Annotated in this window: 22 protein-coding genes and 2 tRNA genes; 14 read left to right on the top strand and 10 right to left on the bottom strand. The window is 70.0% G+C overall.

Annotated features, from left to right (window positions below; all coding sequences use genetic code 11):
• Positions 1-52 precede the first annotated feature (52 nt).
• Genes ACP93_RS00730 through ACP93_RS00715 form a run of 4 tightly spaced genes read left to right on the top strand, consistent with a single transcriptional unit; the run spans position 53 to position 2,880 of the window.
• Positions 53-880: an alpha/beta hydrolase gene (locus ACP93_RS00730; RefSeq protein ID WP_048488951.1), complete on the top strand. Its 828-nt coding sequence runs from the start codon at positions 53-55 to the stop codon at positions 878-880.
• Complete coding sequence (locus tag ACP93_RS00725) at positions 880-1,242, top strand: EamA family transporter (RefSeq protein ID WP_048488950.1); 363 nt, start codon at positions 880-882, stop codon at positions 1,240-1,242. Before ACP93_RS00730 ends, ACP93_RS00725 begins: the two co-directional genes overlap by 1 nt.
• The gene (locus ACP93_RS00720) at positions 1,239-1,637 is read left to right on the top strand and encodes a DMT family transporter (RefSeq protein ID WP_019802414.1); all 399 of its coding nucleotides are present in this window, start codon (positions 1,239-1,241) and stop codon (positions 1,635-1,637) included. The genes ACP93_RS00725 and ACP93_RS00720 overlap by 4 nt, the downstream gene beginning before the upstream one ends.
• Positions 1,627-2,880 carry a DegT/DnrJ/EryC1/StrS family aminotransferase gene (locus ACP93_RS00715; RefSeq protein WP_048488949.1) on the top strand — a complete coding sequence of 418 codons (1,254 nt, stop codon included), beginning with the start codon at positions 1,627-1,629 and terminating at the stop codon, positions 2,878-2,880. Before ACP93_RS00720 ends, ACP93_RS00715 begins: the two co-directional genes overlap by 11 nt.
• Positions 2,881-3,121: 241 nt before the next feature.
• Here the strand turns inward: ACP93_RS00715 and ACP93_RS00710 are convergent, their stop codons facing one another.
• On the bottom strand, positions 3,122-4,000 hold the full coding sequence (locus ACP93_RS00710) for an arginase family protein (RefSeq protein ID WP_082143330.1): 879 nt from the start codon (positions 3,998-4,000) through the stop codon (positions 3,122-3,124).
• Position 4,001: 1 nt separating this feature from the next.
• The gene (locus ACP93_RS00705; protein ID WP_048488947.1) at positions 4,002-5,069 is read right to left on the bottom strand and encodes a GNAT family N-acetyltransferase; all 1,068 of its coding nucleotides are present in this window, start codon (positions 5,067-5,069) and stop codon (positions 4,002-4,004) included.
• A 112-nt stretch (positions 5,070-5,181) separates the two neighbouring features.
• On the opposite strand from ACP93_RS00705, the gene ACP93_RS00700 reads away from it, so the two are divergent.
• Both ACP93_RS00700 and ACP93_RS00695 read left to right on the top strand, forming a co-directional pair.
• Positions 5,182-5,457 carry an acyl carrier protein gene (locus tag ACP93_RS00700; RefSeq protein WP_048488946.1) on the top strand — a complete coding sequence of 92 codons (276 nt, stop codon included), beginning with the start codon at positions 5,182-5,184 and terminating at the stop codon, positions 5,455-5,457.
• Positions 5,458-5,463: 6 nt separating this feature from the next.
• Positions 5,464-6,702: a beta-ketoacyl-[acyl-carrier-protein] synthase family protein gene (locus ACP93_RS00695; protein WP_048488945.1), complete on the top strand. Its 1,239-nt coding sequence runs from the start codon at positions 5,464-5,466 to the stop codon at positions 6,700-6,702.
• A 65-nt stretch (positions 6,703-6,767) separates the two neighbouring features.
• Here ACP93_RS00695 and ACP93_RS00690 read toward each other — a convergent pair whose 3' ends face one another.
• The 3 genes from ACP93_RS00690 to ACP93_RS00680 all read right to left on the bottom strand — a co-directional run bounded on the left by ACP93_RS00690 (position 6,768) and on the right by ACP93_RS00680 (position 10,141).
• Complete coding sequence (locus ACP93_RS00690) at positions 6,768-8,123, bottom strand: aspartate aminotransferase family protein (protein WP_198526533.1); 1,356 nt, start codon at positions 8,121-8,123, stop codon at positions 6,768-6,770.
• A 122-nt stretch (positions 8,124-8,245) separates the two neighbouring features.
• On the bottom strand, positions 8,246-8,938 hold the full coding sequence (locus ACP93_RS00685; protein WP_048488943.1) for an MtnX-like HAD-IB family phosphatase: 693 nt from the start codon (positions 8,936-8,938) through the stop codon (positions 8,246-8,248).
• A gap of 327 nt (positions 8,939-9,265) precedes the next feature.
• On the bottom strand, positions 9,266-10,141 hold the full coding sequence (locus ACP93_RS00680) for a LysR family transcriptional regulator (RefSeq protein WP_048488942.1): 876 nt from the start codon (positions 10,139-10,141) through the stop codon (positions 9,266-9,268).
• A 113-nt stretch (positions 10,142-10,254) separates the two neighbouring features.
• Between ACP93_RS00680 and ACP93_RS00675 the strand changes: the two genes are divergently transcribed.
• Positions 10,255-11,118: an SDR family oxidoreductase gene (locus ACP93_RS00675; protein ID WP_048488941.1), complete on the top strand. Its 864-nt coding sequence runs from the start codon at positions 10,255-10,257 to the stop codon at positions 11,116-11,118.
• Positions 11,119-11,361: 243 nt separating this feature from the next.
• Here the strand turns inward: ACP93_RS00675 and ACP93_RS00670 are convergent.
• From ACP93_RS00670 to ACP93_RS00660, 3 genes are all read right to left on the bottom strand, one after another.
• A tRNA-Leu gene (locus tag ACP93_RS00670) sits at positions 11,362-11,448 on the bottom strand.
• A gap of 189 nt (positions 11,449-11,637) precedes the next feature.
• On the bottom strand, positions 11,638-13,044 hold the full coding sequence (gene hemN, locus ACP93_RS00665) for an oxygen-independent coproporphyrinogen III oxidase (RefSeq protein WP_048488940.1): 1,407 nt from the start codon (positions 13,042-13,044) through the stop codon (positions 11,638-11,640).
• 44 nt (positions 13,045-13,088) lie between these two features.
• On the bottom strand, positions 13,089-13,532 hold the full coding sequence (locus tag ACP93_RS00660; RefSeq protein ID WP_228135920.1) for a group III truncated hemoglobin: 444 nt from the start codon (positions 13,530-13,532) through the stop codon (positions 13,089-13,091).
• Positions 13,533-13,759: 227 nt separating this feature from the next.
• Here ACP93_RS00660 and ACP93_RS00655 point away from each other — a divergent pair, with 227 nt between their 5' ends.
• From ACP93_RS00655 to ACP93_RS00645, 3 genes are all read left to right on the top strand, one after another.
• Positions 13,760-14,065, top strand: a complete 306-nt coding sequence (locus tag ACP93_RS00655; protein WP_048489141.1) for a hypothetical protein — start codon at positions 13,760-13,762, stop codon at positions 14,063-14,065.
• A 101-nt stretch (positions 14,066-14,166) separates the two neighbouring features.
• Positions 14,167-15,198 carry a 4Fe-4S dicluster domain-containing protein gene (locus ACP93_RS00650; RefSeq protein ID WP_048488938.1) on the top strand — a complete coding sequence of 344 codons (1,032 nt, stop codon included), beginning with the start codon at positions 14,167-14,169 and terminating at the stop codon, positions 15,196-15,198.
• Between the two features lie 135 nt (positions 15,199-15,333).
• Positions 15,334-15,409, top strand: a tRNA-Gly gene (locus ACP93_RS00645).
• Positions 15,410-15,551: 142 nt separating this feature from the next.
• Here the strand turns inward: ACP93_RS00645 and ACP93_RS00640 are convergent.
• Positions 15,552-15,968, bottom strand: a complete 417-nt coding sequence (locus ACP93_RS00640; RefSeq protein WP_048488937.1) for a DUF4087 domain-containing protein — start codon at positions 15,966-15,968, stop codon at positions 15,552-15,554.
• 91 nt (positions 15,969-16,059) lie between these two features.
• Entirely contained in the window at positions 16,060-16,512 is a 453-nt protein-coding gene (locus ACP93_RS00635; protein ID WP_228135919.1) for a hypothetical protein, read from the bottom strand.
• A gap of 253 nt (positions 16,513-16,765) precedes the next feature.
• On the opposite strand from ACP93_RS00635, the gene ACP93_RS00630 reads away from it, so the two are divergent.
• From ACP93_RS00630 to ACP93_RS00615, 4 genes are all read left to right on the top strand, one after another.
• Positions 16,766-17,338 (top strand): RNA polymerase sigma factor, encoded by a 573-nt coding sequence (locus ACP93_RS00630; RefSeq protein ID WP_048488936.1) that lies wholly within the window; start codon positions 16,766-16,768, stop codon positions 17,336-17,338.
• Complete coding sequence (locus tag ACP93_RS00625; RefSeq protein ID WP_048488935.1) at positions 17,319-18,380, top strand: FecR family protein; 1,062 nt, start codon at positions 17,319-17,321, stop codon at positions 18,378-18,380. Before ACP93_RS00630 ends, ACP93_RS00625 begins: the two co-directional genes overlap by 20 nt.
• 69 nt (positions 18,381-18,449) lie before the next feature.
• Positions 18,450-21,497 carry a TonB-dependent receptor gene (locus tag ACP93_RS00620; RefSeq protein ID WP_106407035.1) on the top strand — a complete coding sequence of 1,016 codons (3,048 nt, stop codon included), beginning with the start codon at positions 18,450-18,452 and terminating at the stop codon, positions 21,495-21,497.
• 168 nt (positions 21,498-21,665) lie between these two features.
• Positions 21,666-23,339, top strand: coding sequence for a tetratricopeptide repeat protein (locus tag ACP93_RS00615; protein WP_048488934.1), 1,674 nt, complete (start codon positions 21,666-21,668; stop codon positions 23,337-23,339).
• Positions 23,340-23,378 lie beyond the last annotated feature (39 nt).

The raw sequence follows: 23,378 nt of genomic DNA, 5'->3' as shown, positions 1-23,378 counted from the left end.
GCGGCGGCGACCCTGCACGGATGACCTAGACTGCGCAGCCGCGCCCATTCCGATGATCCAATCTGCCGAGTTCCACTTCGAAGGCGGCCGCAACGGCGTGCTGCTGATCCATGGCCTGACCGGCACGCCCAGCGAGATGCGCCTGCTCGGCAAGAGTCTGAACCGGGAAGGCTTCAGCGTGCACGGCGTGCAGCTGGCCGGCCACTGCGGCGACGAGGACGACCTGCTGGCCACCAGCTGGCGCGACTGGTACGCCAGCGTCGAGGCCGCCGCCGAGCGCATGCGCCCGCAGGTCGACCGGCTGTTCGTGGCCGGGCTGTCGATGGGCGCGCTGCTGGCGCTGCGCCTGGCGCAGGAGCGTCCGCAGTGGGTGGACGGGGTCGGCGTGCTCGGCGCCACCTTCCGCTACGACGGCTGGAACATCCCCAAGCGCGCACGCCTGGCGTTCCTGCTGCCGTGGTTCAAGCGCCTGGGCATCGGCAAGCGCCGCATGTTCCTGGAAGAGCCGCCGTACGGCCTGCGCGACGAGCGCATCCGCGCCCAGGTCAGCAGCGCCATGCTCGGTGGCGACAGCAGCGCCGCCGGCCTGCCCGGCAATCCGTGGCATGCGCTGGCCGAGATGTACCTGCTCTCGCGCGACGTGCGCCGCAACCTGCCCAAGGTGGTCGCGCCGTGCCTGGTCGCGCACGCGGCCGAGGACGACATCGCCGACCTGAGCAACGCGCGGCTGGTGATCGCCAACGTCTCCGGGCCGACGGAACTGCTGCTGCTGCACGACAGCTACCACATGATCACCCTGGACCGCGAACGGCGCGTGCTCGGCGCGCGCCTGGCGCAGTTCTTCGCCGCCCTCGCCCCCCCGCAGCAGGCGGCTGCCTGATGGCGATGAGCGGCACGGTGGTCGGAATCTGGCTGGCGACGGTGGCGCTGGACACCGCCGGCCAGTTGGCCTTCAAGTACGTCGCCAGCCGCCCGCAGGGCACGGGCATGGCGCGCTGGCAGAACATGGCCCGGCAGCCGTACTTGTGGGCCGGCGTGGCCTGCTACGTGTTCGAATTCCTCGCCTGGACCGCGTTCCTGTCGCTGGTGCCGCTGGGCCGCGGCGTGCTGTTGGGTTCGATCAACATCGTGGCGATCATGCTGGCCGGGCGCTGGCTGTTCGGCGAACGCCTCGGGCGCATGCAGGTGGCCGGCATCTGCCTGGTCAGCGCCGGCGTGGCCGTGGTGGGGTTGGGCTCGTGAGCCGGCCGCCGCTGCATCGCTACGCGGTGGGCTTTGCCCTGCTGCTGAGCTTCGACACCCTGGCGCAGATCGGCTTCAAGCTGGCCGGCACCCACGCCTTCCCGCCGCAGGCCGAACTGGCCTGGGTGCTGCGCCTGCTCGGCAGCCCGTGGCTGTACGCCGCGCTGCTCGGCTACATCGGTGCGTTCTTCACCTGGATGAAGTTGCTCGAGCACGCCCCGATCGGCCCGGCCTTTGCTGCCTCGCACCTGGAGGTGGTCAGCGTGATGCTGCTGTCGGCCTGGTGGTTCAACGAACACATCGGCGTCCTGCAGGCGCTGGGCGCGGCGCTGATCGTCGGCGGCATCGTCTGCCTGGCGATGGGCGAACGCGCGGATCCCGCCGATGCGCATTGAGATTCCGCCGACCGCCGGCCTGCCGTTGCAGTGGCGCGACCTGTGGCCCGGCCGCGCGCGCACCCGCCTGGCCAGCGCGGTCGGCCTGCCGCAGGCACTGCTGACCTGCTCCGGCACCGCGGCGCTGATCGTGGCCCTGCGCACCCTGACCGCGGCCAACCGGCGCCGGCAGGTGCTGGTGTCGGCCTACACCTGCCCGCTGGTGGCACTGGCGGTGGCGCACTGCGGCCTGCAACTGGTGCTGTGCGATCTGCTGCCCGGCTCGCTGGAACTGGACCCGGTGCAGCTGGCGCAACGCTGCGGCAGCGACACCCTGGCGATCATCGCCACCCATCTCGGCGGGCGTCTGATCGACCTGGCGCCGCTGCGCCGCGCCGCCGAAGGCTGCGGCGCGCTGCTGATCGAGGACGCCGCACAGGCGCTGGGCGGCGTGCACCCCGACGGCCGCCCGGCCGGCCTGGGCGGCGACATCGGCTTCTGCAGCCTGGCCGCCGGCAAGGGCCTGACCCTCTACGAAGGCGGCCTGCTGATGTCGCGGCACGCGCCGCTGCAGCGCAGCCTGGCCGACACCGCCGCGCGCCTGGGCCAGCGCGACTGGCGCTGGGAACTGCGCCGCAGCCTGGAGCTGCTCGGCTACGCCGCGCTGTATCGGCCGCAGCCGCTGCGCTGGGCGTATGGCGCGCCGGTCCGCCGCGCACTGCGCCGCGGCGACCGCGTGGGCGCGGCCGGCGACCGCTTCGGCACGGCCATCGCCCAGCACGCGGTCGGCGCCTGGCGCGAAGGCGTCGGCGTGCGCGCCAGCGCGCGCTGGCCGGCATTTCTTGCCCAGATCCGCGAGCAGGGCCGGCGCCGCAGCGCGCGCCTGGCCAGCATCCCCGGCCTGACCGTGATCGCCGATACGCCCGGTGCCCAGGGCAGTTGGCCGATCCTGATGGTGCTGCTGCCCGACGCGGCTGCGCGCGAATCGGTGCTGGCGACGCTGTGGCCGCGCGGACTCGGCGTGGCGGTGCCGTTCGTGCATGCCCTGCCCGGCTACGATTACCTGGACGGCATCGTCGAGCGCACGCCGATGCCCAACGCCAGCGACTTCGCCGCGCGCTGCCTGAGCATCAGCAACAGTCCGTGGCTGGACGAGGCGCGCTTCGAGACCATCGTGGCCACGCTGCAGGCGGCCTGCGCCGCCGCGGTCGGGCCTGCGCCGCTGGACCTCGACCTGGTGCACGCCGCTGCGCCGAGCGTCTGACAGGGCACCATTTGCGAGCATCGCGTCGCGCGGAAAGCGCGCCGCTGATCACGACGGAAGCATCCCGTAGGAGCGGCTTTAGCCGCGACGGGCGTTACCGGTAATGCCCGTCGCGGCTAAAGCCGCTCCTGCGGGACAACCTGCACTGCCGTCGCCCGCGCAAGCGAACCGCGCGACGCAGGCATCCCGGCGCTCGTCGCTGCGGCAGCGCCTGCGAGGCGCTGCCTTGGCATCGGCCAGATCAATCCACAGTGGCCGCGTCCAGCGCCGCCAGCAGCCGCAGGTTCAACGCGTGCTGCTGCGCCTGCCACGCCGACAGATCCGCCGGCGACGGCTCGGGTTGCGCATCCAGCGCCGCCAGCTTGCGCTTCCACCACTGCGGGTAATGTGCCAGCGAGACTTCGCCGGTGATGTCGCTGCCGCACACCTGGCCGCGCAGCGCCTCGATCGCCTGCAGCAACTGCGGCACGCGCAGGTGGCCCTGGTCCCAGTTGGTGCGCACGTCCTGCGGATCCAGCACGTCCTTGTCCAGCGACAGATAGGTCGGCATCGGCGTGCGCCGCAGGTGCTCGACGAAGGCATCGCTCAGCGTGCTCACGCTGTCGAAGCCGCGCACCGCCTGGCCCAGGCCCAGCCGCCGCGCCCAGCCCACGTCCACGCCGCTGCACCAGTAGCGCAGCTTGCCGCGGTACAGCGGCAGCAGATGGTTTTCCCAGGCATGGCCGGGGCCGACGTCGCCGGAGGTGATGCCGGCCACCTCGACCTGCGCCACCTGCGGCAGCGCGGCGACGCGTCGCACCCACGAGCCGCAATGCACCCCGAACGGGAAGCGCATGTTGTCCGGGTGGTTGTCGAACACCACCACCCGCAACGGCGCCTGCGCGCGCTGTGCCAGGCGCACGATCAGCGGCAGGCTCAGGTGATGGAAATCGCCGCTGCCCAGCAGCACGGTGCCGTACTGCGCCGGCAGCGCCTGCTCCAGCGCCGCGCCGAAACGGCGCAGCCGCGCCATCGAGCAGGCGAAGCGCAGGCCATCGCACCACTTGCGCAACGGCAGGCGCACGGCGTCGGGCACTGCGCCCAGCGAATCATCGAGATCGAGCAGGACCGGGGTGCGCATCTCAGTCCTCCTCGGCGGCATCGGCCGCCGGCCCGACGTCGTCGGATTCGAACAGCGACCGCAATCGGCGCAGCACGGCGCGCAGCAGTGGATTGCGCAGGTACACCGCATGCCAGGTGTAGGTGAAGCTGGCGCCGAGCTGGGCCTTCACTTCCGGATCGGTCCAGCCGGCGACGTAGGCGGTCAGGCCGTGGCGGCAGGCGTAATCGAGGTTCTCGATCCAGCTCAGCGCGTACAGGTTGTGGTCGCGCGCATCCGGGTAATGCAAGCCGATGTACTTGTCGAGCAGCCGGCCTTCGTGCACGTAGCACAGGTTCCAGCCGATGATGCGGCCCTGGTGCCGGTACACGAACACCTGCCCGTTCGAGTCGGCGTCGGTCAGCAGCGCATCGAAGAACGGCGCGGTGAGCAGGTCGAAATGGATCTCGCTCTGCGCATACACCTCCTGGTACAGCGCATAGCAGTGCGCGCGCAGCGCCGCATCGGCGAAGGCCGGGCCGGTCGGCAGCACCTCGATCTCCAGGTTGGCGCGCGAGCGCAGCTTGCGGCGGATGTTGCGGCGGCGCCCGCGCGAGAGCCGCGCCAGGTATTCGTCGGTGGAGGCGAAATCGATCGGCACCCAGGCCAGCGCCTGCCCGCGCAACAGGACGTAGCCATTGCGCTCGCAGGCGTCCAGGAACGCCTGCGCCCAGGCGTTGTCGGTGTCATCGAGCAGCGGCGAGCGCTGCGGCACGTCCTTGACGATCATCAGCGCGCGGCGCCGGCCCAGTTGCGCGCGCCACTGCCGCGGCAACTGCGCCGGGTCGGCCGCGCGCGGCAGCCAGGCGTATTCGCTGACGGTACTGCCGACGAAACTGGTGCGCGGCCGCAGCAAGCGCTGCCACAGGCGCTGCAGCGGCAGCCGCGCGACCTTCGCGCGCAGCGCCGGCTCGGCCGTGGTGAGCAGGTCGAAATCGGCCTCGAAGGCCGGCACCCCGTGCTCCAGGGGCTGGATCAGGAAACCGGCGGGCGGGTGCTGCAGGAACTGCCGCTGCAAGGCCTGAGGCTCGAGTTGGTTGACGAAAGGCATCTGCAAGATTGATCGTCTAGCGTGGAGAATGGATGCTGCGGCCCAGGCCGCAGCGTGCGATCCACCGGCGGCGGGTGCCGCACGGTGGCCCTTCATTTCGCGGAGCACTGCCATGACCCCGTCCATCGAGTCGCAAATCCACAGCATCGTCGCCAAGCATGGCGAGATCGACCCGGCACGCCTGACCCCCGATGCCAAGCTGCAGGACCTGGGCGTGGATTCGCTCGAGGCCATCGAAATCCTGTTCGACATCGAAGAGCATTTCGACATCACCTTCCCGCAGCGCGACCCGAACCTGGACGACGGCTCGCTCGGCAAGCTGGTGCAGGCGGTCGAGGACGCGCTGGCGGCCAAGGCGGCGGCCAGCGCGGCGCAACCGGCGCACTGACGCACCATGGGCGCCTCTCCGCACGCGCGGCGCGTCGTCGTCACCGGCATGGGCGCGGTCAGCGCGCTCGGCCTCGGCGCCGAGGCGCTGTGGAGCGCGATGCGCGAGGGCCGCAGCGGCATCGCCGCCCTGCCCTCGCCCGATCCGCTCAGCACCCTGAAGATGCGCGTGGCCGCGACCCTGCAAGGGTTCGCCCCGGACGCCACGCAGACAGGCGGCATCGCCCCCGGCCAGCTCGATCGCATGACCCAGATGGCCCTGGTCGCCGCCCGCGAGGCGATCGCCCAGTCCGGCCTGCCGCACGGCGATGCCGCGCTCGGCGCGCGCTGCGCGGTGGTGGTCGGCACCGGCGTCGGCGCCGAACTCAGCCGCGACGAACAATCGCGCCGGCTGTACCGCGACCAGGCAGAGCGCCTGCATCCGCTGACCATCGTGCGCAGCATGGCCAATGCCCCGGCCAGCCAGATCAGCATCGCCTTCGGCCTGCGCGGCCCGGCCTTCGCCGTGTCCAGCGCCTGCGCCTCGGCCAACCACGCGTTCGCCCAGGCCGCGCTGATGGTCCGCCATGGCCTGGCCGACGTGGCCATCGCCGGCGGCAGCGAAGCCTGCCTGAGCCTGGCGCTGGTCCGCGCCTGGGAAGCGATGCGGGTGGTCAGCGACGACACCTGCCGGCCGTTCTGCGCGCAGCGCAGCGGTCTGGTGCTGGGCGAAGGCGCGGGGATGTTCGTGTTGGAAAGCGCCGAGCACGCCGCCGCCCGCGGCGCGCGGCCGCTGGCGGAACTGGCGGGATTCGGCATGAGCTCCGATGCCGGCGACATCGTCGCGCCGAGCATCGACGGCGCCGCCACGGCGATGCGCCTGGCGCTGCAGGACGCCGGCCTGGCGCCGGAACAGATCGACTACATCAACGCCCACGGCACCGGCACCCAGGCCAACGACCGCTGCGAAACCCAGGCGCTGCGGCAGGTGTTCGGCGCGCACGCCGAGGCGTTGGCGGTCAGTTCGACCAAGGCGGTGCACGGCCATGCGCTCGGCGCGGCCGGCGCGTTGGAACTGGTGGCGGCGATCGGCGCGCTGCGCGAGCAGGTGGTCCCGCCCACGGCCAATTTCCTCGATGCCGATCCGGAATGCGATCTGGACTACGTGCCCAACCAGGCGCGCGCCCGCCACGTGCAGGCGGTGCTGAGCAATTCCTTCGCCTTCGGCGGACTCAATGCGGTGATCGCGCTGCGCGCGGCGGGCTGAAGCGCCCGCCGCCGCAAACAACGGCGGGAGGCAACGCGATATGCGCGCGTCGTCTCCCGCCCGGCTCATGCGACCTGCTTGGCGCGGGTCAGCAACTGGTCCAGCAAGGACAGGCCAAGGTCGATCTCTTCGTGGCTGATGTGCAGCGACGGCGCCAGCGTGATCACGTTCTTGTAGTAACCGCCCACGTCCAGGATCAGGCCGATGCGCTTGCCGTTGTGGCGCAGCTCGCCTTCCAGGCCCATGTCGACCATGGTGTCGAGCAGCTTGCGGTTCGGCGTGAAGCCGTCCGCCTGGCAGATCTCCGCGCGCAGGGCCAGGCCCAGACCGTCGACGTCGCCGATTTCCGGGTGACGCTTCTGCAGGTCGCGCAGGCCGTCGAGGAAGTGCGCGCCCTTGGCCATCACCATCGACTCGTAGTCGGTCTCGGCCAGCATGCGCATGGTCTCCAGTCCGACCGCGGTGCCCAGCGGGTTGGAGGCGAAGGTGGAGTGGGTCGAACCCGGCGGGAACACGGTCGGGTTGATCAGCTCCTCGCGCGCCCAGATGCCGGCCAGCGGGTTCAGGCCGTTGGTCAGCGCCTTGCCGAACACCAGCACGTCCGGGGTCACGCCGAAATGCTCGATCGCCCACAGCTTGCCGGTGCGGAAGAAGCCCATCTGGATCTCGTCGACCACCATCAGGATGCCGTACTTGTCCAGCACCCGCTTCAGGCCGGTGAAGAAGTTCGGCGGCGGGATCACGTAGCCGCCGGTGCCCTGGATCGGCTCGACGTAGAACGCCGCGTATTCGCACTGCCCGGCCTTGGGATCCCACACGCCGTTGTACTCGGTCTCGAACAGGCGCTCGAACTTGGCCACGCACTGCTCGCCGTACTCTTCCTTGGACATGCCCTTAGGGCCGCGGAAGTGGTACGGGAATTCGATGAACTGGGCGCGGTCGAAATGACCGAAGCGACGGCGGTAGCGGTACGACGAGGTGATCGCCGAGGCACCGAGGGTACGGCCGTGGTAGCCGCCTTCGAAGGCGAACACCAGGCTCTTGCCGGCGCTGGCGTTGCGCACCAGCTTCAGCGAGTCTTCCACCGACTGCGCGCCGCCGACGTTGAAGTGCACGCGGCCCTTGCGGCCCCACTTGCGCTCGGCGTCGACCGCGATGGTCTTGGCCAGTTCGATCTTGGTCGGGTGCAGGTACTGGCTGGCGACCTGCGGCAGCGTCTCGATCTGGCGGGTCAGCGCCTGGTTCAGGCGCGGATTGGCGTAGCCGAAGTTGACCGCCGAGTACCACATCTGCAGGTCCAGGTACGGCACTTCCTCGGTGTCGTACAGGTAGCTGCCGTCGCAGCGGCCGAAGATGCGCGGCGGCTCGCTGTAGTGCACGGTGTCGCCGTAGGAGCAGTATTGGGACTCGTCGGCCAGCATCTGCGCATCGCTCAGCGCGCGCTGGTGGTCGGCGCCGGTGCGCAGCAGCGCCTCCGGATCGGGCGCGGCATCGCCATGCAGCGGTGCGAGCGAGGAAAGCGGGACATTCCGGTTCATCGGGATCAGGCTCGTTGGGTGACAGGAAGCGGGAAGGACACGGGGGCGGTCGCCGGCGTGGCCAGGTCGGGCAGCAGGGCGATGGCGTCGTCGAAACCGGTGATCGCGCAATGGGCGATCCCGTTGGCGCGGCAATGGCGCAGCAGCCCGTCCTTGGCGAACACCAGGTCGGCCTTGCCGGCCAGGCAGAAATCGGAGCGGCCGTCGCCGATCAGCAAGGTGGCGCGCTCGGGCGGCTGTTGCGCCATCACCGCGCACTTGCAGGTGCCGCTGGGGCAGTCCGGCCGCGCATGCGGCGAGGCCATGCGCCATTCGCCCGCGTCGGTACGCAGCAGGCGGTTGGCGATGATCGGCAGATGGTGCAGGCCGTGGCGGGCCAGGATCCGGGCGATGCCGTAGTCGAGGCCGTCGCTGACGATGCTCAGCGGGATGCCCAGGCGCTCGGCCAGCGCCACGAAGCGCACGAAGGCCGGATCGATCCGCACCGCATCGAGCACCCGGTGCAACGCATCGACGTCGCCGTCGAGCAGCGCCACCTGCTTGCTCATGCACTCGCGGGCCCCGATCCGACCAGCGACCCAGTCGTCTTCCAGTTCCTGCCAACCGGGACGCCCGAGGTGCTCGAGCAGGCTGTCGGTCACGTCCTGCAGGGAAACGGTACCGTCAAAATCGCAAAGGATGTTCCATTGGGCGCGCAAGGTGGCTCTCCGGCTGATGGGGGCAGAGCCTAGGCACGCTGTCTTTCGCACTCCTTTCGGCGAGGTGAAAGAAAGCGGAGCGTTCACATTGGGCGTGGTAGGCGGCCGGGCCCCCTCCCCTACGGTTGAAGCCGGGATGCCCAGCACGGGGACTTCACGGGCCGAGCTTGCTGGCGTGTCCGGTTGGAGAGGCAGAGAGGGCGTCGGCGGAAGTGAGGGCAGTAACCCTAGTGGAGCCAGCCAACGCATGTGGCCGCATGCCGCTGGCGCGATGACGCGACGCGGTCAAACACGCTAGATCGTAAGCGGATCCATGCAGCAGTCCTGTTACACGACAAACCATCCGGTCGGGTACTGCTCCGCCATGAACTCCACGAACGCCTTGACCTTCGGGCTTTGCAGGCGACGCGACGTATGCATCACCCAGAGCTGGGTGTCCTTGCCGGCGATGCCCCAGGACACGAGTTCTCCGCTGTCCAACTGGGTGCCGACGATCGACTGCGGCAGCAGGGCGGCTCCCGCACCCGCCACGACCGCATCGCGGATCGACAGCAGCGACGACAGCGTGAGCACCGGCTGCGGCTCGTAAGCGGCCTGCCCATCTCCTACGGACCAGACGTCTCCCTCTCGATGGGTCTGCATGACGACCGCAGGGATAGGAGCCGGTTCGCCAAAGGCGTCTGCAGGAATCCGTACCGACGGGGCCGCTGCGAGGATCAGCCTGTCTTTGGCGAAGCACCTGCCGACCAGGCCCCCTTCTTCCCTTGGATTGACACGGATCGCGACGTCGAAATGCTCCTCGACCAGATCGGCCAAACGGTCTTCCGCAACGACCTCGATCTGAACGTCCGGATATAGGGCCCTGAATCGCGCAGCCAGCCGACCAAGCGCGACCTGCGAGAACAGCAGCGGCGCGGCAACGCGAAGGCGTCCGCGCGGCCCGGTCACGCCTTCCCGCGCCGTCATGACCGCCTCGACGATCTCACGCATCGGGCCGGCGGTCTGGGAAAGCAACAGCGCTCCCGTCTCCGTGAGCACCAGACTTCGGCCGCCTCGCTCGAGGAGGCGAACCCCCAAGGCGTTTTCGAAATCGGCGAGCCGTCGCGAGAGGGTGGCTTTCGAACGGCCGCTGGCGCGGCTGGCTTTACCAAAGCCACCGTGCGCCGCCACGAGCTGGAAATCCTGAAGCGCGTCGAGATCCATAGCCGTCCCATATATGAGACGTGCAGTCTATATTTTTCTATCTGTGATTCGCAAATGAAACGACCTACAGTTCATTCGCACCAACCAACCCATCCCATCAAGGAGCACTCGCTATGACCATCCTCGTCACTGGCGCTACTGGCCGCGTCGGCCGCCACGTCGTCGCACAACTCTCCCAGCGTGGCGCACGCGTCCGCGTTCTGAGCCGCGACCCATCCAAAGCTGAATTCGACATCACCGTTGAAGTGGTCAAAGGCGACCTGTTGGACATCGGTTCCCTGCGTCGCGCGCTCTCCGGGGTCAGGACGCTCTTCCTCCTGAACGCGGTGACCGGCGACGAGTTCACCCAAGCGATTATCACGCTCAACATCGCGCGCGAGATGGGCGTCGACCGGGTCGTCTATCTGTCGGTGTTCGATGCCGACCGTGCGGTGAACGTGCCGCACTTCGCCGTGAAGTACGGTGCCGAACGGATGCTGGAAGCGCTGGACTTCAGCGCCACGATCCTGCGGCCGACCTACTTCATCGACAACGAAGTGATGATCAAGGACATCGTGAAGAACTACAACGTCTACCCCATGCCCATCGGCTCCAAGGGCGTGGCCATGGTCGACACCCGCGACATCGCCGAAGTCGCCGCGATCGAGCTGATGCGCCGCGATCAGGCGCCCGGCAAGCTGCCGATCGAGACGATCAACATCGTCGGCCCCGACACCCTGACCGGCGCGGACGCGGCTGCCATCTGGAGCGAAGCGCTCGGCCGTCCGATCGCCTATGGCGGCGATGATCCGAGCGGCTTCGAAGCGAACATGGCCAGTTTCATGCCGACGTGGATGGCCTACGAAATGCGGGTCATGGCCGAACGCTACGTCAGCGATGGCATGCTGCCCAACGAGGGCGACCGCCAGCGGCTGGTCGAACTGCTCGGGCGTCCTCTGCACTCCTATCGCGGCTTCGTCGCTGGACTTGCAGGTTGATTACCTCCCAAGGATCGGAGGCTGGAGTTCCATACGCGGAACTCCAGCGCCTCGCGCGAGGGCGGCGGGCGGCGGGCGGGAGGCGATCATCAGCAGCAGAATGCTGTTCGCATTGGCCATGGCGGTAAGCGGCCTCGCACAGGTAGCGCCCTACCCTCACTGCGCGAACTAGTGGGCTGCACAAAAACTACACAGCAGTGAAGTCGATTCGAGCCACTGAAGCGCTCGAAATTTACGCATCCATGGTGCCCGGAGCCGGAATCGAACCGGCATGGGGTCGCCCCCGGCGGATTTTAAGTCCGATGCGTCTACCAGTTTCGCCATCCGGGCCTGGTGGCGCGTAGCGTGCCTGATCGCGTGGCGCTTGTGAACCGCGGGGCGATGCCGATCCACCACGCGCTCCGAATCGGGACACCGCATGCTGGCATCGGCACGCCCGAGCGACGCCACCGAAAAGTCCCCGGTACCGCCGCCACGGCGGCACCGGGGATGCCAACGGCAAGGGAATCCGCGCGGCGCTCAGATCGCGCGCGAATAGCGCGCCGGCTGGTCGGGCTGGCGCAGGTAGCGGTCGAAGCACATGGCGATCAGGCGCAGCAGCGGGCGGCCGCGGGCGGTGGCCTGGACCACGCCGTCGCGGTAGTCGGCCAGGCCGTCCGCGCACAGCGGCACCAGGGCGCGCAGCTCCTCGCGGAAATAGCTGGCGAAGTCGATGCCGTGGCGCTGCGCCAGCGCTGCCACGTCCACGCTTCCCTGGCACATCAACTGCTGGATCAGCTCGGCGCGCAGGGCGTCGTCGGCGCTGAGCTGCAGGCCGCGCAGCACCGGGCTGTCGCCGGCGTCCACGGCCGCTTCCCAGGCCGGCAGGTCGCGCTGGTTCTGGCTGTAGCTGGCGCCGATGCGGCTGATCGCGCTGACGCCCAGGCCCAGCAGGTCGGTGTCGGCGTGGGTGGTGTAGCCCATGAAATTGCGATGCAGGCTGCCCTGCCGCTGCGCGCGCGCCAGGTCTTCCTGCGGCAGCGCGAAGTGGTCCATGCCGATGTACTGGTAACCGGCCGCCGAGAGCCTGCGCACCGCCAGCCCGAGCAGTGCCAGCTTCTGTTCGGCGTCGGCCAGGTCGGCGTCGGCGATGCGCCGCTGCGCCTTGAACAGCTGCGGCATGTGCGCGTAGCCGTAGACCGCCAGGCGGTCCGGACGCGCGGCGATCACCGTCTCCAGGGTCTGCTCGAACCCGGCGAGGGTCTGCCGTGGCAGTCCATAGATCAGGTCGACGTTGACCGAGCGCATGCCGTGCACGCGGCAGGCACGCAGGATGTCCAGGGTCTCGTGCACGCCCTGGCGGCGGTTGATCGCCTGCTGCACCAGCGGATCGAAATCCTGGATGCCCAGGCTGGCGCGGTTGAAGCCCAGTTCGGCCAGCGCGGCGATGTCCTGCGGGGTCACCGTGCGGGGGTCCAGTTCGATGGACATCTCGCGGTCCGGCGCCTGGCTGAAGCGGAACAGGCTGCGCAGGCCCTGCACCAGTTCGCCGAGCAGCTCCGGCGCCAGGAAGTTCGGGGTGCCGCCGCCCAGGTGCAGTTGCACCACCTCGCGCTCGCCCTCGAAACACGCGGCCATCATCGCCGCCTCGCGCAGCAGCCGCTGCACGTAGCCGCGGCCGCGCTCCGGGTCGCGGGTGATGACCCGGTGGCAGCCGCAGTAGAAACAGGGGCTGCGGCAGAACGGCACGTGCACGTACAGCGACAGCGGCCGCCGCGGATCGCTGGCCTGGACCGCGGCGAACAATTGCGCCGGGCCGAAGCCGGTCTGGAAATGCGGCGCGGTCGGGTACGAGGTGTAACGCGGGCCGGGACGGTCGTAGCGGCGCAGCAGGTCGGCGTCGAAGGTCCAGGCGGCGGAAGGATCGGGCGCGGTGGGGATGTCCATGGACCGAGCATGCGCGGCACCGGGCGCGGCCGCCTTGACCTGGATCAATCTGCGCATACGGCCGGCGGTAGCGGCGACACCGGCTCGAACGGACGCCAGCTCATCTGGTGACGGCGCCAGAAGGTCTCGGCGATGCGCTGGGCGATGTCGTCGGCCAGCAGCCGCATCGGCGCGTTGTGCAGTTCGGCGGTGGTGGCGCGGAACAGGCCCAGCCAGCGCTGGAACAGCAGCTCGCTGAGTTCGCGCATGGCCATGTGCCGCGGCATTGGCGCACCGCGGAAGCGCCGGGTACCCCGCAGCATCGCCGACCAGAAATCACACAGCTGCCGCTCATGCGCATCCCAGTCCTCAATGTGCGCGGCGAACACCGCCGACAGATCGGCGTCGGCGCGCACGCGGCGGTAGAACGCTCCCACCAGCGCCTGCACCTCCGCTTCGCTGCACAGGTCCGGCCCCGGCAAGGGCATGCCTTCGATCTCGTCCTGCATGGCCCGCTCCGCATTCTTCGATGTCGCCAGTCTCCACGCCGCCACGGCGGCGGCCTTGATCAGGATCAATGTCGGGCCGGCCCGCGCTGCCTAGTCTGCCGCTGCGGCATGCGCCGACGCCGGTGTCGACGGGGGATCGGCGGCCAGGCGGCTGGCAGGCGCGGCGACGTGTGGCGCCGCAGCCTTGGCGCATGCCGCATCCTCCTTCCGCGATGGAATCCACCGTCATGACCCCTCCCGACGATCCGCTGCTCGATCCGCTCGATCCCGGCACGCCGCGCCCGCTGGTGCAGCGGCTGGGAGTGATCCTGTGGCCGAGTTTCCTGGTCGCCGGCGCCATGAGCGTGCTGTTCTTCGCCCTGGTCGATCCGCTGGCGCTGCGCGACATCACCTTCCCCGGCCGCCAGATCAGCCGCGAGCTGGGCTATACGGTGGGTTTCTTCATGTTCTGGCTGGCGACGCTGGCCTCGAGCCTGCTGACCGGCTTCCTGTTGCGTCCGGCGCCGCACGGCGACGCCACGCCGCTGTCCTGAGCCAGCTGCCGATGCCTCGCCCGATCCACTTGCATGTCGTCACCTCACCCGCAGCCGCGGCAGGACCGGCGCTGCCACATCGGTACACGCAATGCCGACGCGTGGTGCTGTGGCTGCTGTTCGCCGCCTTCTACCTGCTGCCCTGGCTGCGCTGGCAGGGCCGGCAGGCGCTGCTGCTGGACCTGCCGGCACGGCGCTTCGACGTGTTCGGCTGGACCCTATGGCCGCACGACGTCGGCTGGCTGCTGCTGGCGCTGGCCGCCGCCGCCGCGGCGCTGGCGTTGCTCACCACCTTGGCCGGGCGCCTGTGGTGCGGATTCGCCTGTCCGCAGACGGTGTGGAGCCACGCTTTCGGCTGGATCGAACGGCGCTTCGCCGATTGGCCGGCCGCGGCACGACACCTGCTGTGGGCGACCGTGGCGCTGTGGACCGGGGTCAGCTTCGTCGGCTACTTCTTGCCGATCGCCGATCTGGTCGCGCGCCTGCATCCGTTCGCCTGGAGCGGCTGGGAGACGTTCTGGGTGCTGTTCTATGCGCTGGCCACCTGGGGCAATGCCGGCTCCCTGCGCAGCCAGGCCTGCCGCTATCTGTGTCCGTACGCGCGCCTGCAGCCACTGCTGTGCGACCGCGACACGCCGCTGATCGGCTACGACGCGATGCGCGGCGAACCGCGCGGCGCCCGCGCATGCGGCACTGGCAGCATCGCCCAGCGCGGGCGGCGCCTGCTCGACCCCGTCACCGCCCGCGACTACGCGTTGCGCGCCAGCATCGCCCAGCTCGCCGGCCAGGGCGGCAGCCGCAGCGAGGCCCTGGCCGCCTATGCCGGCACCCTGCCCAAGTTCAGCGCCGAGCAGCTCGGCGACTGCGTGGCCTGCGACGCCTGCGTGCAGGCCTGTCCGGCCGACATCGATCCGCGCAACGGCGCGCACTACGCCTGCACGGCCTGCGGCGCCTGCGTCGAGGCCTGCGACCGCAGCATGGACCGCCAGGGGTTCGCCCGCGGCCTGCTGCGTCGGGCCGGCGCCAATGCCATCGACCGCCAACCGCGGCGCTGGTGGCAGCGGCCGCGGTTGCTGGGTGGCGGCGCTATCTTGCTGGTGGCACTGCTGGCGTGGTGGTGGCTGGCGGCCTGAGCCGGATTGGCCCGCTGTCGCGGCGCTTTGGGAGCCGCGCGGCCCCGCAGACGTCCTGACGCGGCGCGCGGACATTTTTTTGCAACGCAGGGCTAGCGCACCTACCGGCAGGCGTGTAGAATGCGCGGCTCCCAAGCGGGAATAGCTCAGTTGGTAGAGCGCAACCTTGCCAAGGTTGAGGTCGCGAGTTCGAGTCTCGTTTCCCGCTCCAAATTGCGTCACTCGCCTCCTGCATGCGAGTGAAACCCTAAAAAGGAGCTTCGGCTCCTTTTTCCGTTGTTGCGCTCCGCACCCTCCGCGGCAACGCTTCCGGGAATGCCGCCGCACAGGCAGCCCGCTACGGAGCGAACACGCTACTTCAGCGGATTCTCCGGCTCCTTGCCCTGCAGCGCCTTGTCCTGCCGGCAGATCTTCAAGGGCTGCACCGTGACCGCTACGATCGTGGTCACTTCCTGGGTGTCGTCACGCGCACGCACCTTCAGACAGGCGCAGCCATAGCCGGCACTGCCCGTTCCGGTCGCCACCCAGCGCGCCCGGGAAAACGTCGGCCACGTGCCCTCGGCCTGGTGACCACCCTGCTGGCCGACCATCCATTCGCCGTCCTTGTCCACGAGCGTGGCGTTGCCGGGCGAGGGATTGTCGAACCAGCCGCAACGCGTGACGGTCTGCGCAGGCGGCGCGGCCTGCGCGACGACGCACAGGCCGAGCGCCGCGACCAGGGCCGCGCCGCATACGCGGACGCACTGCAGGACAGGTCGCGATGGGGTCATGAGGTCAGCATCGAGTGGCGAGGCCGGCATCATCGCAGATTGGCGTTTGCCGGCGTTCTCGAGAGGCCAGGCACAGCGCCAGCGCAGCGCGTTAGTGCGCTTGCTCCTGATAATCGGTCAGATAGTGCTCCGGGTTGCTCTCCGCCGACAGGCCGGCGTCGTAGCGCACCCAGGTCGGCTTGGGCGCACCTGGCACATACAGCTCGCCCGCGGCCTCGCTGACGATCAGCAGCACGTAGGGACGTCCGTCGAGTTGCACGGTGTAGCGGGTGTCCTTGTCGGTGGTGCGCGTGCTGGCGAGCAGGATCTTGCCGTCGATGGCGCTGTCCGCGTCGATGACCTGGATCAGCGCCTGTTGCCGCTCGCGCGGCCCGTAGCGCAGCGTGGACACCTTGACGCCATCGGCCGAGGCGTAGGCCTTGACCTGCTTGGCCACCTCCGGCCGCGCCGGCTCGGCATGCGCGACGGCGGTGGCGCCGGCGAGCGGCAACGCGCACAGCAGCAGGGCGAAGGTGTGGTGACGCAAACGGGACAACAGGTGCATTGGCCGGGTCCTTGGTGGGAAACTAGCGGGGATGAGCGGACCGATCGCATCGGCCCGTGCTGGAATAGACGAAGCAGACCGCCGCTTCCCCCATGGCAGCGGATCGAGGAGAAGCGAGTGACAGGACGCACCCTGCTTTGCCGCGACGGCGGCTCCCTGGCGCCACCGGCGCCATCCCACCCGAGCAGCGACACGCCGGCCCATCGCCTGCGCTACGCCGGTCGTGTGCAGTGCCATCGCATGGAGCCGCGCCATGAGCAATGAACTGGACCGCTGGTTCGCCCAGCAGATCCTCGTCCACGAGTCGGCGCTGGTCGCCTACCTGATGCGAAGCTGGCCGCATCCGCAGGAAATCCACGATCTGCGCCAGGAGGTCTACACCCGCGTCTACGAAGCGGCGCGACGCGCCTTGCCGGACACGCCGCAGGCGTTCCTGTTCGCCACCGCGCGCAACCTGATGGCCGACCGGGTGCGGCGCAGCCGCATCGTTTCCATCGAGGCGGTGGGGAATCCGGACGACTTGAACGTCTTGATAGACGAACGCTCGCCGGAACGCTGGCTCGGCGGCCGCCAGGTGCTGGCGCGGCTGGCCCATGCGCTGGACCGGCTGCCGGACCGCTGCCGCGAGGTGCTCTGGCTGCGCCGGGTGGAGGAACTGTCGCAGAAGGAGGTGGCGGTGCGCCTGGGGATCAGCGAGAAGACCGTCGAAAAACACATGGCCAAGGGCGTGCGCCTGCTCGCCGATCATTTCCATGGCGCGGTGGTGACCGCCGCGCCGATGCCCGTGGTGGTGCAGGAACCGCAAGATGGAAAGCTGGGCGATTGAAGCGCTGGCCGCGCAGTGGCTGACGCGGCGCGAGAGCGGCACCTGGAGCGCGGCGGATCAGGCCGAACTCGATGCATGGCTGGAGGCGTCCACCGCGCACCGGGTCGCATTCCTGCGCCTGGACGTGGCCTGGAACGAAGCCGCGCGCCTGCGCGCGCTGGGGGCCGGCATCCCCGCCGGGCAACCGGCGCCGCGCGGCTTGAGCACCGGCCTGACGGTGACGCCGGGGCCATCGATTCCGTCGCCGCTGCAGCTGCCGGTGGTCGCACGCGCGGCCACCACGCGGCGGCACGCCACAGTCCGCCGCCGCGGCTGGCTGCTGGCCGCGCTCGGCGCCGCAGCCAGCGTCGCCATCGCCGCCGGGCTGTACCTGGGCCTGGTGCCGGCGACACCGACGGCCCAGGCCTACCGCACCGAGATCGGCGAGCTGCGCACCGTCACCCTCGCCGATGGCTCGCAGGCGACGCTGAGCAGCGACAGCCTGCTCGAGACCAGCATCGGGCCGCAGGCGCGCCGGGTGGTGTTGCAGCGGGGCGAGGCGTTCTTCTCGGTCCACAAGGATCCGGCGCGGCCGTTCGTGGTGCAGAGCGGCGCGCGCCGCGTGGTCGCGGTCGGCACCCGCTTCGACGTGCGCCAGGATCGCGACGCGCTGCGCGTGGTGGTGACCGAGGGCATGGTGCGCATGGAGGATCCCGGCGCCGCCGACCGCACGCAGGCCGTGCTGCTGCCCGCCGGCAGCATCGCCACGGCCGGTCCGCAGGGCGCACGCGTCCACCGTACCAGCGTCGCCGAGGCGGAGCGGCAACTGGACTGGCGCCAGGGCTACCTCAGTTTCGACGATGTGACGCTGCCGCAGGCGGTGGCCGAGATCAACCGCTTCAACCGGCGGCCGCTGGTGCTGGCCGATCCGGCGCTGCATGCGTTGCGGATCAGCGGCAGCATCCGCTGGAACGATCTGGAGGGCTTCGCGCGGCTGCTGGAACGCGAGTATCCGGTGCGCATGGAACCGCATGCGGAAGCGGTGATCCTGCACCGGCGTTAGCCGCCGCGGCCGCGCCGTGCCGCGGCGCGCCCCCCCTCCCCCGTTCCGTCGCGCCACCAGGAGATGCGTATGCCGCAGCGGTCGATCCAGCGCAGACTGACGTGGGGCGCGCTGCTCGCCACGGCAGCCGCTTCGGCGATCGCGCAACCGGCCCGCTTCGACATCCCGGCCGGGCCGTTGGCGCCGGCGCTGAACACGCTGGCGCGGCAGGCGGGCCTGCAACTGCTGTATCGGCCCGACCTGGTCCGCGACCTGTCCACCCCGGGCGTGCGCGACGTCGCCGATCCGCTGCGGGCGCTGGACGCGCTGCTGCAGGGCACCGGCCTGCAGGCCCAGCGCGTGGGCAACGATATCGTGCTGCAACGACAGGCCGCAGTCGCGGCGCAGGCGGTTGCACCGGCGCGCACGGATGTGCCATCTGCCGCCGCGGCGCCGGCGCAGCTGGCCACGGTGCAGGTCACCGGCTCGCGGATCCCGCGCGCGCAACTGGAAGGGCCGGCGCCGGTGACGGTGATCGATGCCGAGCAGATCCGCGCCAGCGGCTTCCGCCGCCTGCCGGACGTGCTGCGCGCACTGACCCAGAACAGTGGCGAGACCCAGAGCCAGCAATCGGGCAGCGGCGCCGACTACACCCCGGGCGCCGAACAGGTGAGCCTGCGCGGGCTGGGCCCGAACCATACCCTGGTGCTGATCAACGGCCGCCGCGTCGCCGACTTTCCGCTGCCGTTCAACGGCCGCAGCAATTTCGTCGACGTGGCCAGCCTGCCGCTGGCGATGGTCGAGCGCATCGAAGTGCTGAGCGGCAGCGCCTCGGCGATCTACGGCTCCGACGCGATCGCCGGGGTGATCAACATCCTGCTCAAGCGCGACGCCGATGGCACCACCGTGGACGCCCGTGTCGGCCAGAGCAGCCGCGGCGATGCGCGCACGCTGCAGGCCAGCCTCACCCATGGGTTCTCCGGGCAGGCGCTGTCCGGCCTGGTCGGCATCGAGGCGAATCTGCAACAGCCGCTGTGGGCCTACCAGCGCGCCCGCCAGGATTCCAGCAACGACGCCCCCAATGCACGCGCGACCGCACCGCGGCGCACGTTCCTGCGCACCGATGGCGACGACGTCTATCTCGACCCGGGCGCGGCGGCCTGCGCGCAGCTCGCGGCGCTCAATGGGCATGACACCGGCTACAGCGCGCGCGACGGCGCCGGTGCCGGCGGCCTGCCCGGCTACTACTGCGGCAGCTCGCGCGCGATCGCCTACGGCACCATGCTGCATCGCCGGCGTAGCCTCGATGCCTATGCCACGCTGCATCGCGCGCTGGGCGAGCGCGCCGAGTGGTTCGCCGACCTGCAACTGGGCCTGCAGGACATCGCACTGATGCGCGGCGTCCAGACCTGGGCCTACATGCGCCCGGATGGCAACGAGGAAGGGTATTTCTACAACCGGCGCACCGCGCAGGTGGAGTACTGGAGCCGGCAGTTCGCACCGGAGGAAATGGGCGGACTGGCAGTCGGCATGGTCCGCAACCGGCAACAGCGCCTCAGCGTGGCCACCGGCGTGGACGGCGCGTTCGGCAGCGACGGCTGGTCCTACGAGGCCGTGCTCAGCCACTCCCAGGCACGGCTGCGCACACGTTGGCCGCAGATCGTCGCCGCGCGCGCCAATGCCTGGTTCCTCGGCAACCAGGTCGGCGTGGATCCGCGTTCGGGCTATCCGAGTTTCGACGCCGACCCGGCGCGGCTGTACACCGCACTGACGCCGGCCGAGTACGCCGCGATCGCCGCGCGCACCACCTACCGACCGCAATCGCGGATCGACGCGGCCACGCTGACCCTGCGGCAACCGGCGCTGTTCGGCTTGCGCGGCGGCGATGCCGGCCTCGCGCTTACCGCCGAAGTCGGCGAGCAGGCCTACGCCCTGCACCCCGATCCGCTGGCGACGCAGTCCTACTACTACAGCTGGCGCGACGCCGATGGCGCAGGGCAGCGCCGACGTTGGGCGCTGGCCGCGGAACTACGCGCGCCGCTGCTGGAATCGCTGATCGTGGACAGCGCGGTGCGCTACGACCGCTACGCCTATTCCGGCCGGCAGATCGGCCGCTTCACCTGGAGTGCCGGCCTGGAGTGGCGGCCGAGCGAACGCCTGCTGCTGCGCGCCTCGCAGGGCCTGGCGTTCCGCGCGCCCGACCTGCATTACCTGTATGCCGGTGAGGGCATCGACGAAAGCCAGGGCACGGACTACCTCCGTTGCGCCCGCGAAGACGCCGCCGTGGCCGCCGCCGATTGCCGCTTCGACAACGAGCCGCTACTGCGCAGGCGCGCCGGCAATCTGGATCTGAAGCCGGAGACCAGCCGCGCCTGGACCGCCGGGCTGGTGTGGTCGCCGCTGCAGGGGCTGGACCTGAGCCTGGACTATTTCGCGATCGATCTGCGCGACCAGGTCCAGGATCTGTCCGCCGATCGCGCGTTGCGCGATGAAGCCGACTGCCGTCTGGGCCGCCGCCCGCTCGCCTCGCCCGCCTGCCAGCAGAGCATCGCCCGGGTCGTCCGTACCGCGGACGGACGGCTCTACGCCGTGGCGCTGGGCCCGATGAATCTGGCCCGCACCACCACCAGCGGCCTCGATGCGTTGCTGCATGGGCAACGCGACACCCGCTTCGGCACGTTCGACGCCTTGCTCGCCTACACCTGGGTCCGCCAGTACCGCACCCAGCTCTATGCCGGCGAGCCGATGCACGGGGCGTTCGCGGTGAACAGCGGAGTCGACATGCCGCGCACCAAGGCCAGCGCCAGCCTGCGCTGGTCGCGCCAGGCCTGGTCGGCGACCCTGCACGCGCAGCGACTGGGGCGCCTGCCCAGTTGGGCGTCCTCCACCGGCACCTACGACCCGAACAGCGGCCTGTCGCCCTGGATCGGCGCCAGCTATCGCGTCAACGCCACCGTGGAATACCAGCTCGACGCGCGCACCACGCTGTCCCTGGGCGCCACCAATCTGTTCGATGCGATGCCGCCGCGCGATCGCAGCGCCATCGTCTACCCGTTCTACGACATGTCCTGGTTCGATACCGTCGGCCGCCAGCTGTTCGTCCAGTACAGCCGGCGCTTCGGCGCGGCGGCGCCCTAACGGCGCAACGCCGTGCGATCGGCGGCAGCGCGCAGCGCCGCCGATCGGTCCCGGCCGCGGTAGGGAAAGCGGCAGCTGGCTCGTCTATCTACCGCAACGTTCCCGCGGGAGACGCTGCCGCGCGCTGCTGCCGGTTCCCGCACCGCCCTGTTCCGGAGCCTTCGCTGCATGCAGACCCTGATCCAACGCGGCATGGCCGCCCTTCACCAGGACGACGTCGACGGACTGTACGCGCTGTGGTCCGGCACCACCGTGCTCAACCACCTGCAGGAGGCCGACCTCGACCTGCTGATGCAGCGCTGCGACGCCAGGATCCAGGCCGCGCCGGGCGACGCCGGGCCATGGCTGTTGAAGTGCCTGATCTACCTGGACTGCAGCGCCCACTTCAGCGGCGACCGCCGGCAGGCGCTGCGCACCGTCGCCGACTGGGCCGAGCGCGCGATCGGTCTGGCCCCGGACAACGCGCAGGCGCACCGCCTGCTCGGCAGCGCGCACTACTGGCTGGACGAACCTGCCGCCGCGATCAGCGCCTATCGCAACGCGCATGCGCTGCAGCCGCAGGTGGACCTGCAGGTGCGCCTGTTCGAGATGGAGGCGCTGCCCGCCGGGCAGTCGCCGCAGCTGCTGCAGCTGGACTTCCGCGACGGCAACGCCTGCCACTACTACGGCGCCGGCGTGTCCATCGGCAAATGGAAGTACCCGCAAATGGATCCGGCCGACGCCGGCTACGTCGATGCCGTGCAGTTCGCGCTCTACGAGCACTGCACCACGCTGTTCCGGCAGTCCCTGGAACTGGGCGACGCCGCCACCTGCAACACCGACACCCATACCTTCGCGATGTGCTGCAACAACCTCGGCCTCCTGTACATGGACCGAGGCCTGTACGCGCAGGCCCAGGCGATCCTCGAAGAAGGGCTGCGCCACAGCCAGTTCCAGTTCCTGCATCAGAACCTGCGCGAGGCCTACCGCCAGCAGGGCATGCGCGCCGAGGCGGCGGACCTGGCACTGACCCTGATGATGGACTACGAGCTGGACACGCCGCTGTTCCTGGATTGCGCGCAGGGCGCCTGCAGCCATCTCAACCGCGTCGGCCGCTATACCGACGTGCTGGAAATCGCCGACGCGGCGCAGGAAGAATTCGAGGCACTGCCCGACGACGCCCAGGCCGATCCGGAACTGCTGCGGCTGTATGCGCTGGTGCAGGCGCACCACCGTCTCACCGCGGCGCGCGCGCTGGGCCGGCTGCAACCGGAGCACGTCGATACCGCCCTGTCGCAAGCGGCAGCCGAGGCCAATCCGCACGACCTGGACACCCTGTTCGTACACGCCAGCGCGCTCGGCGAAGCGCGCGACTACCCGGCCGCGGTTGACGCCTACGCCGCCCTGATCGCCCAGGCCGCGCAGCAGCAGGATCTGCAGGCGCTCAAGCGCGCGCGACACGGGCGCGGTTACCTGCTGCTGTACTATCTGCCCGACGCCAAGGCCGCACTGCAGGACTTCCTCGCCGTGCAGCGCGACGGCACGGACGACTTCTACACGCACTACTACCAGGCCAACTGCCATTACGTGCTCAAGGACTACCGCAGCGCATTGCCGGCCTGCGACGCGGCACGCGCCCTGCTCGACGACGCAGTGCTGCAGTCGGATCCCGGCTCGGCGGCGCAGCTGTACATGATGGAAGCCAATTGCCACATGAACCTCGATGCCTATCCCGCGTCGGTCGCCGCCTTCGAGCGCTCGCTCGCGCTGCACGAGCGTGTGGACGTGCGCGAGAGCTACGACCTGGCCCGGCAACTGGCCGCCAAGCCGAAGAAGCGCTTGTTCGGACGACTGTTCTCGTGACCGCTACCGCATGAGCCACGTTGCGCGCGCTGCCGGCCC

This window comes from Xanthomonas sp. NCPPB 1128, from assembly GCF_001043115.1.
Lineage (GTDB): Bacteria > Pseudomonadota > Gammaproteobacteria > Xanthomonadales > Xanthomonadaceae > Xanthomonas_A.
This window is presented reverse-complemented; position numbering and strand designations above follow the sequence as displayed.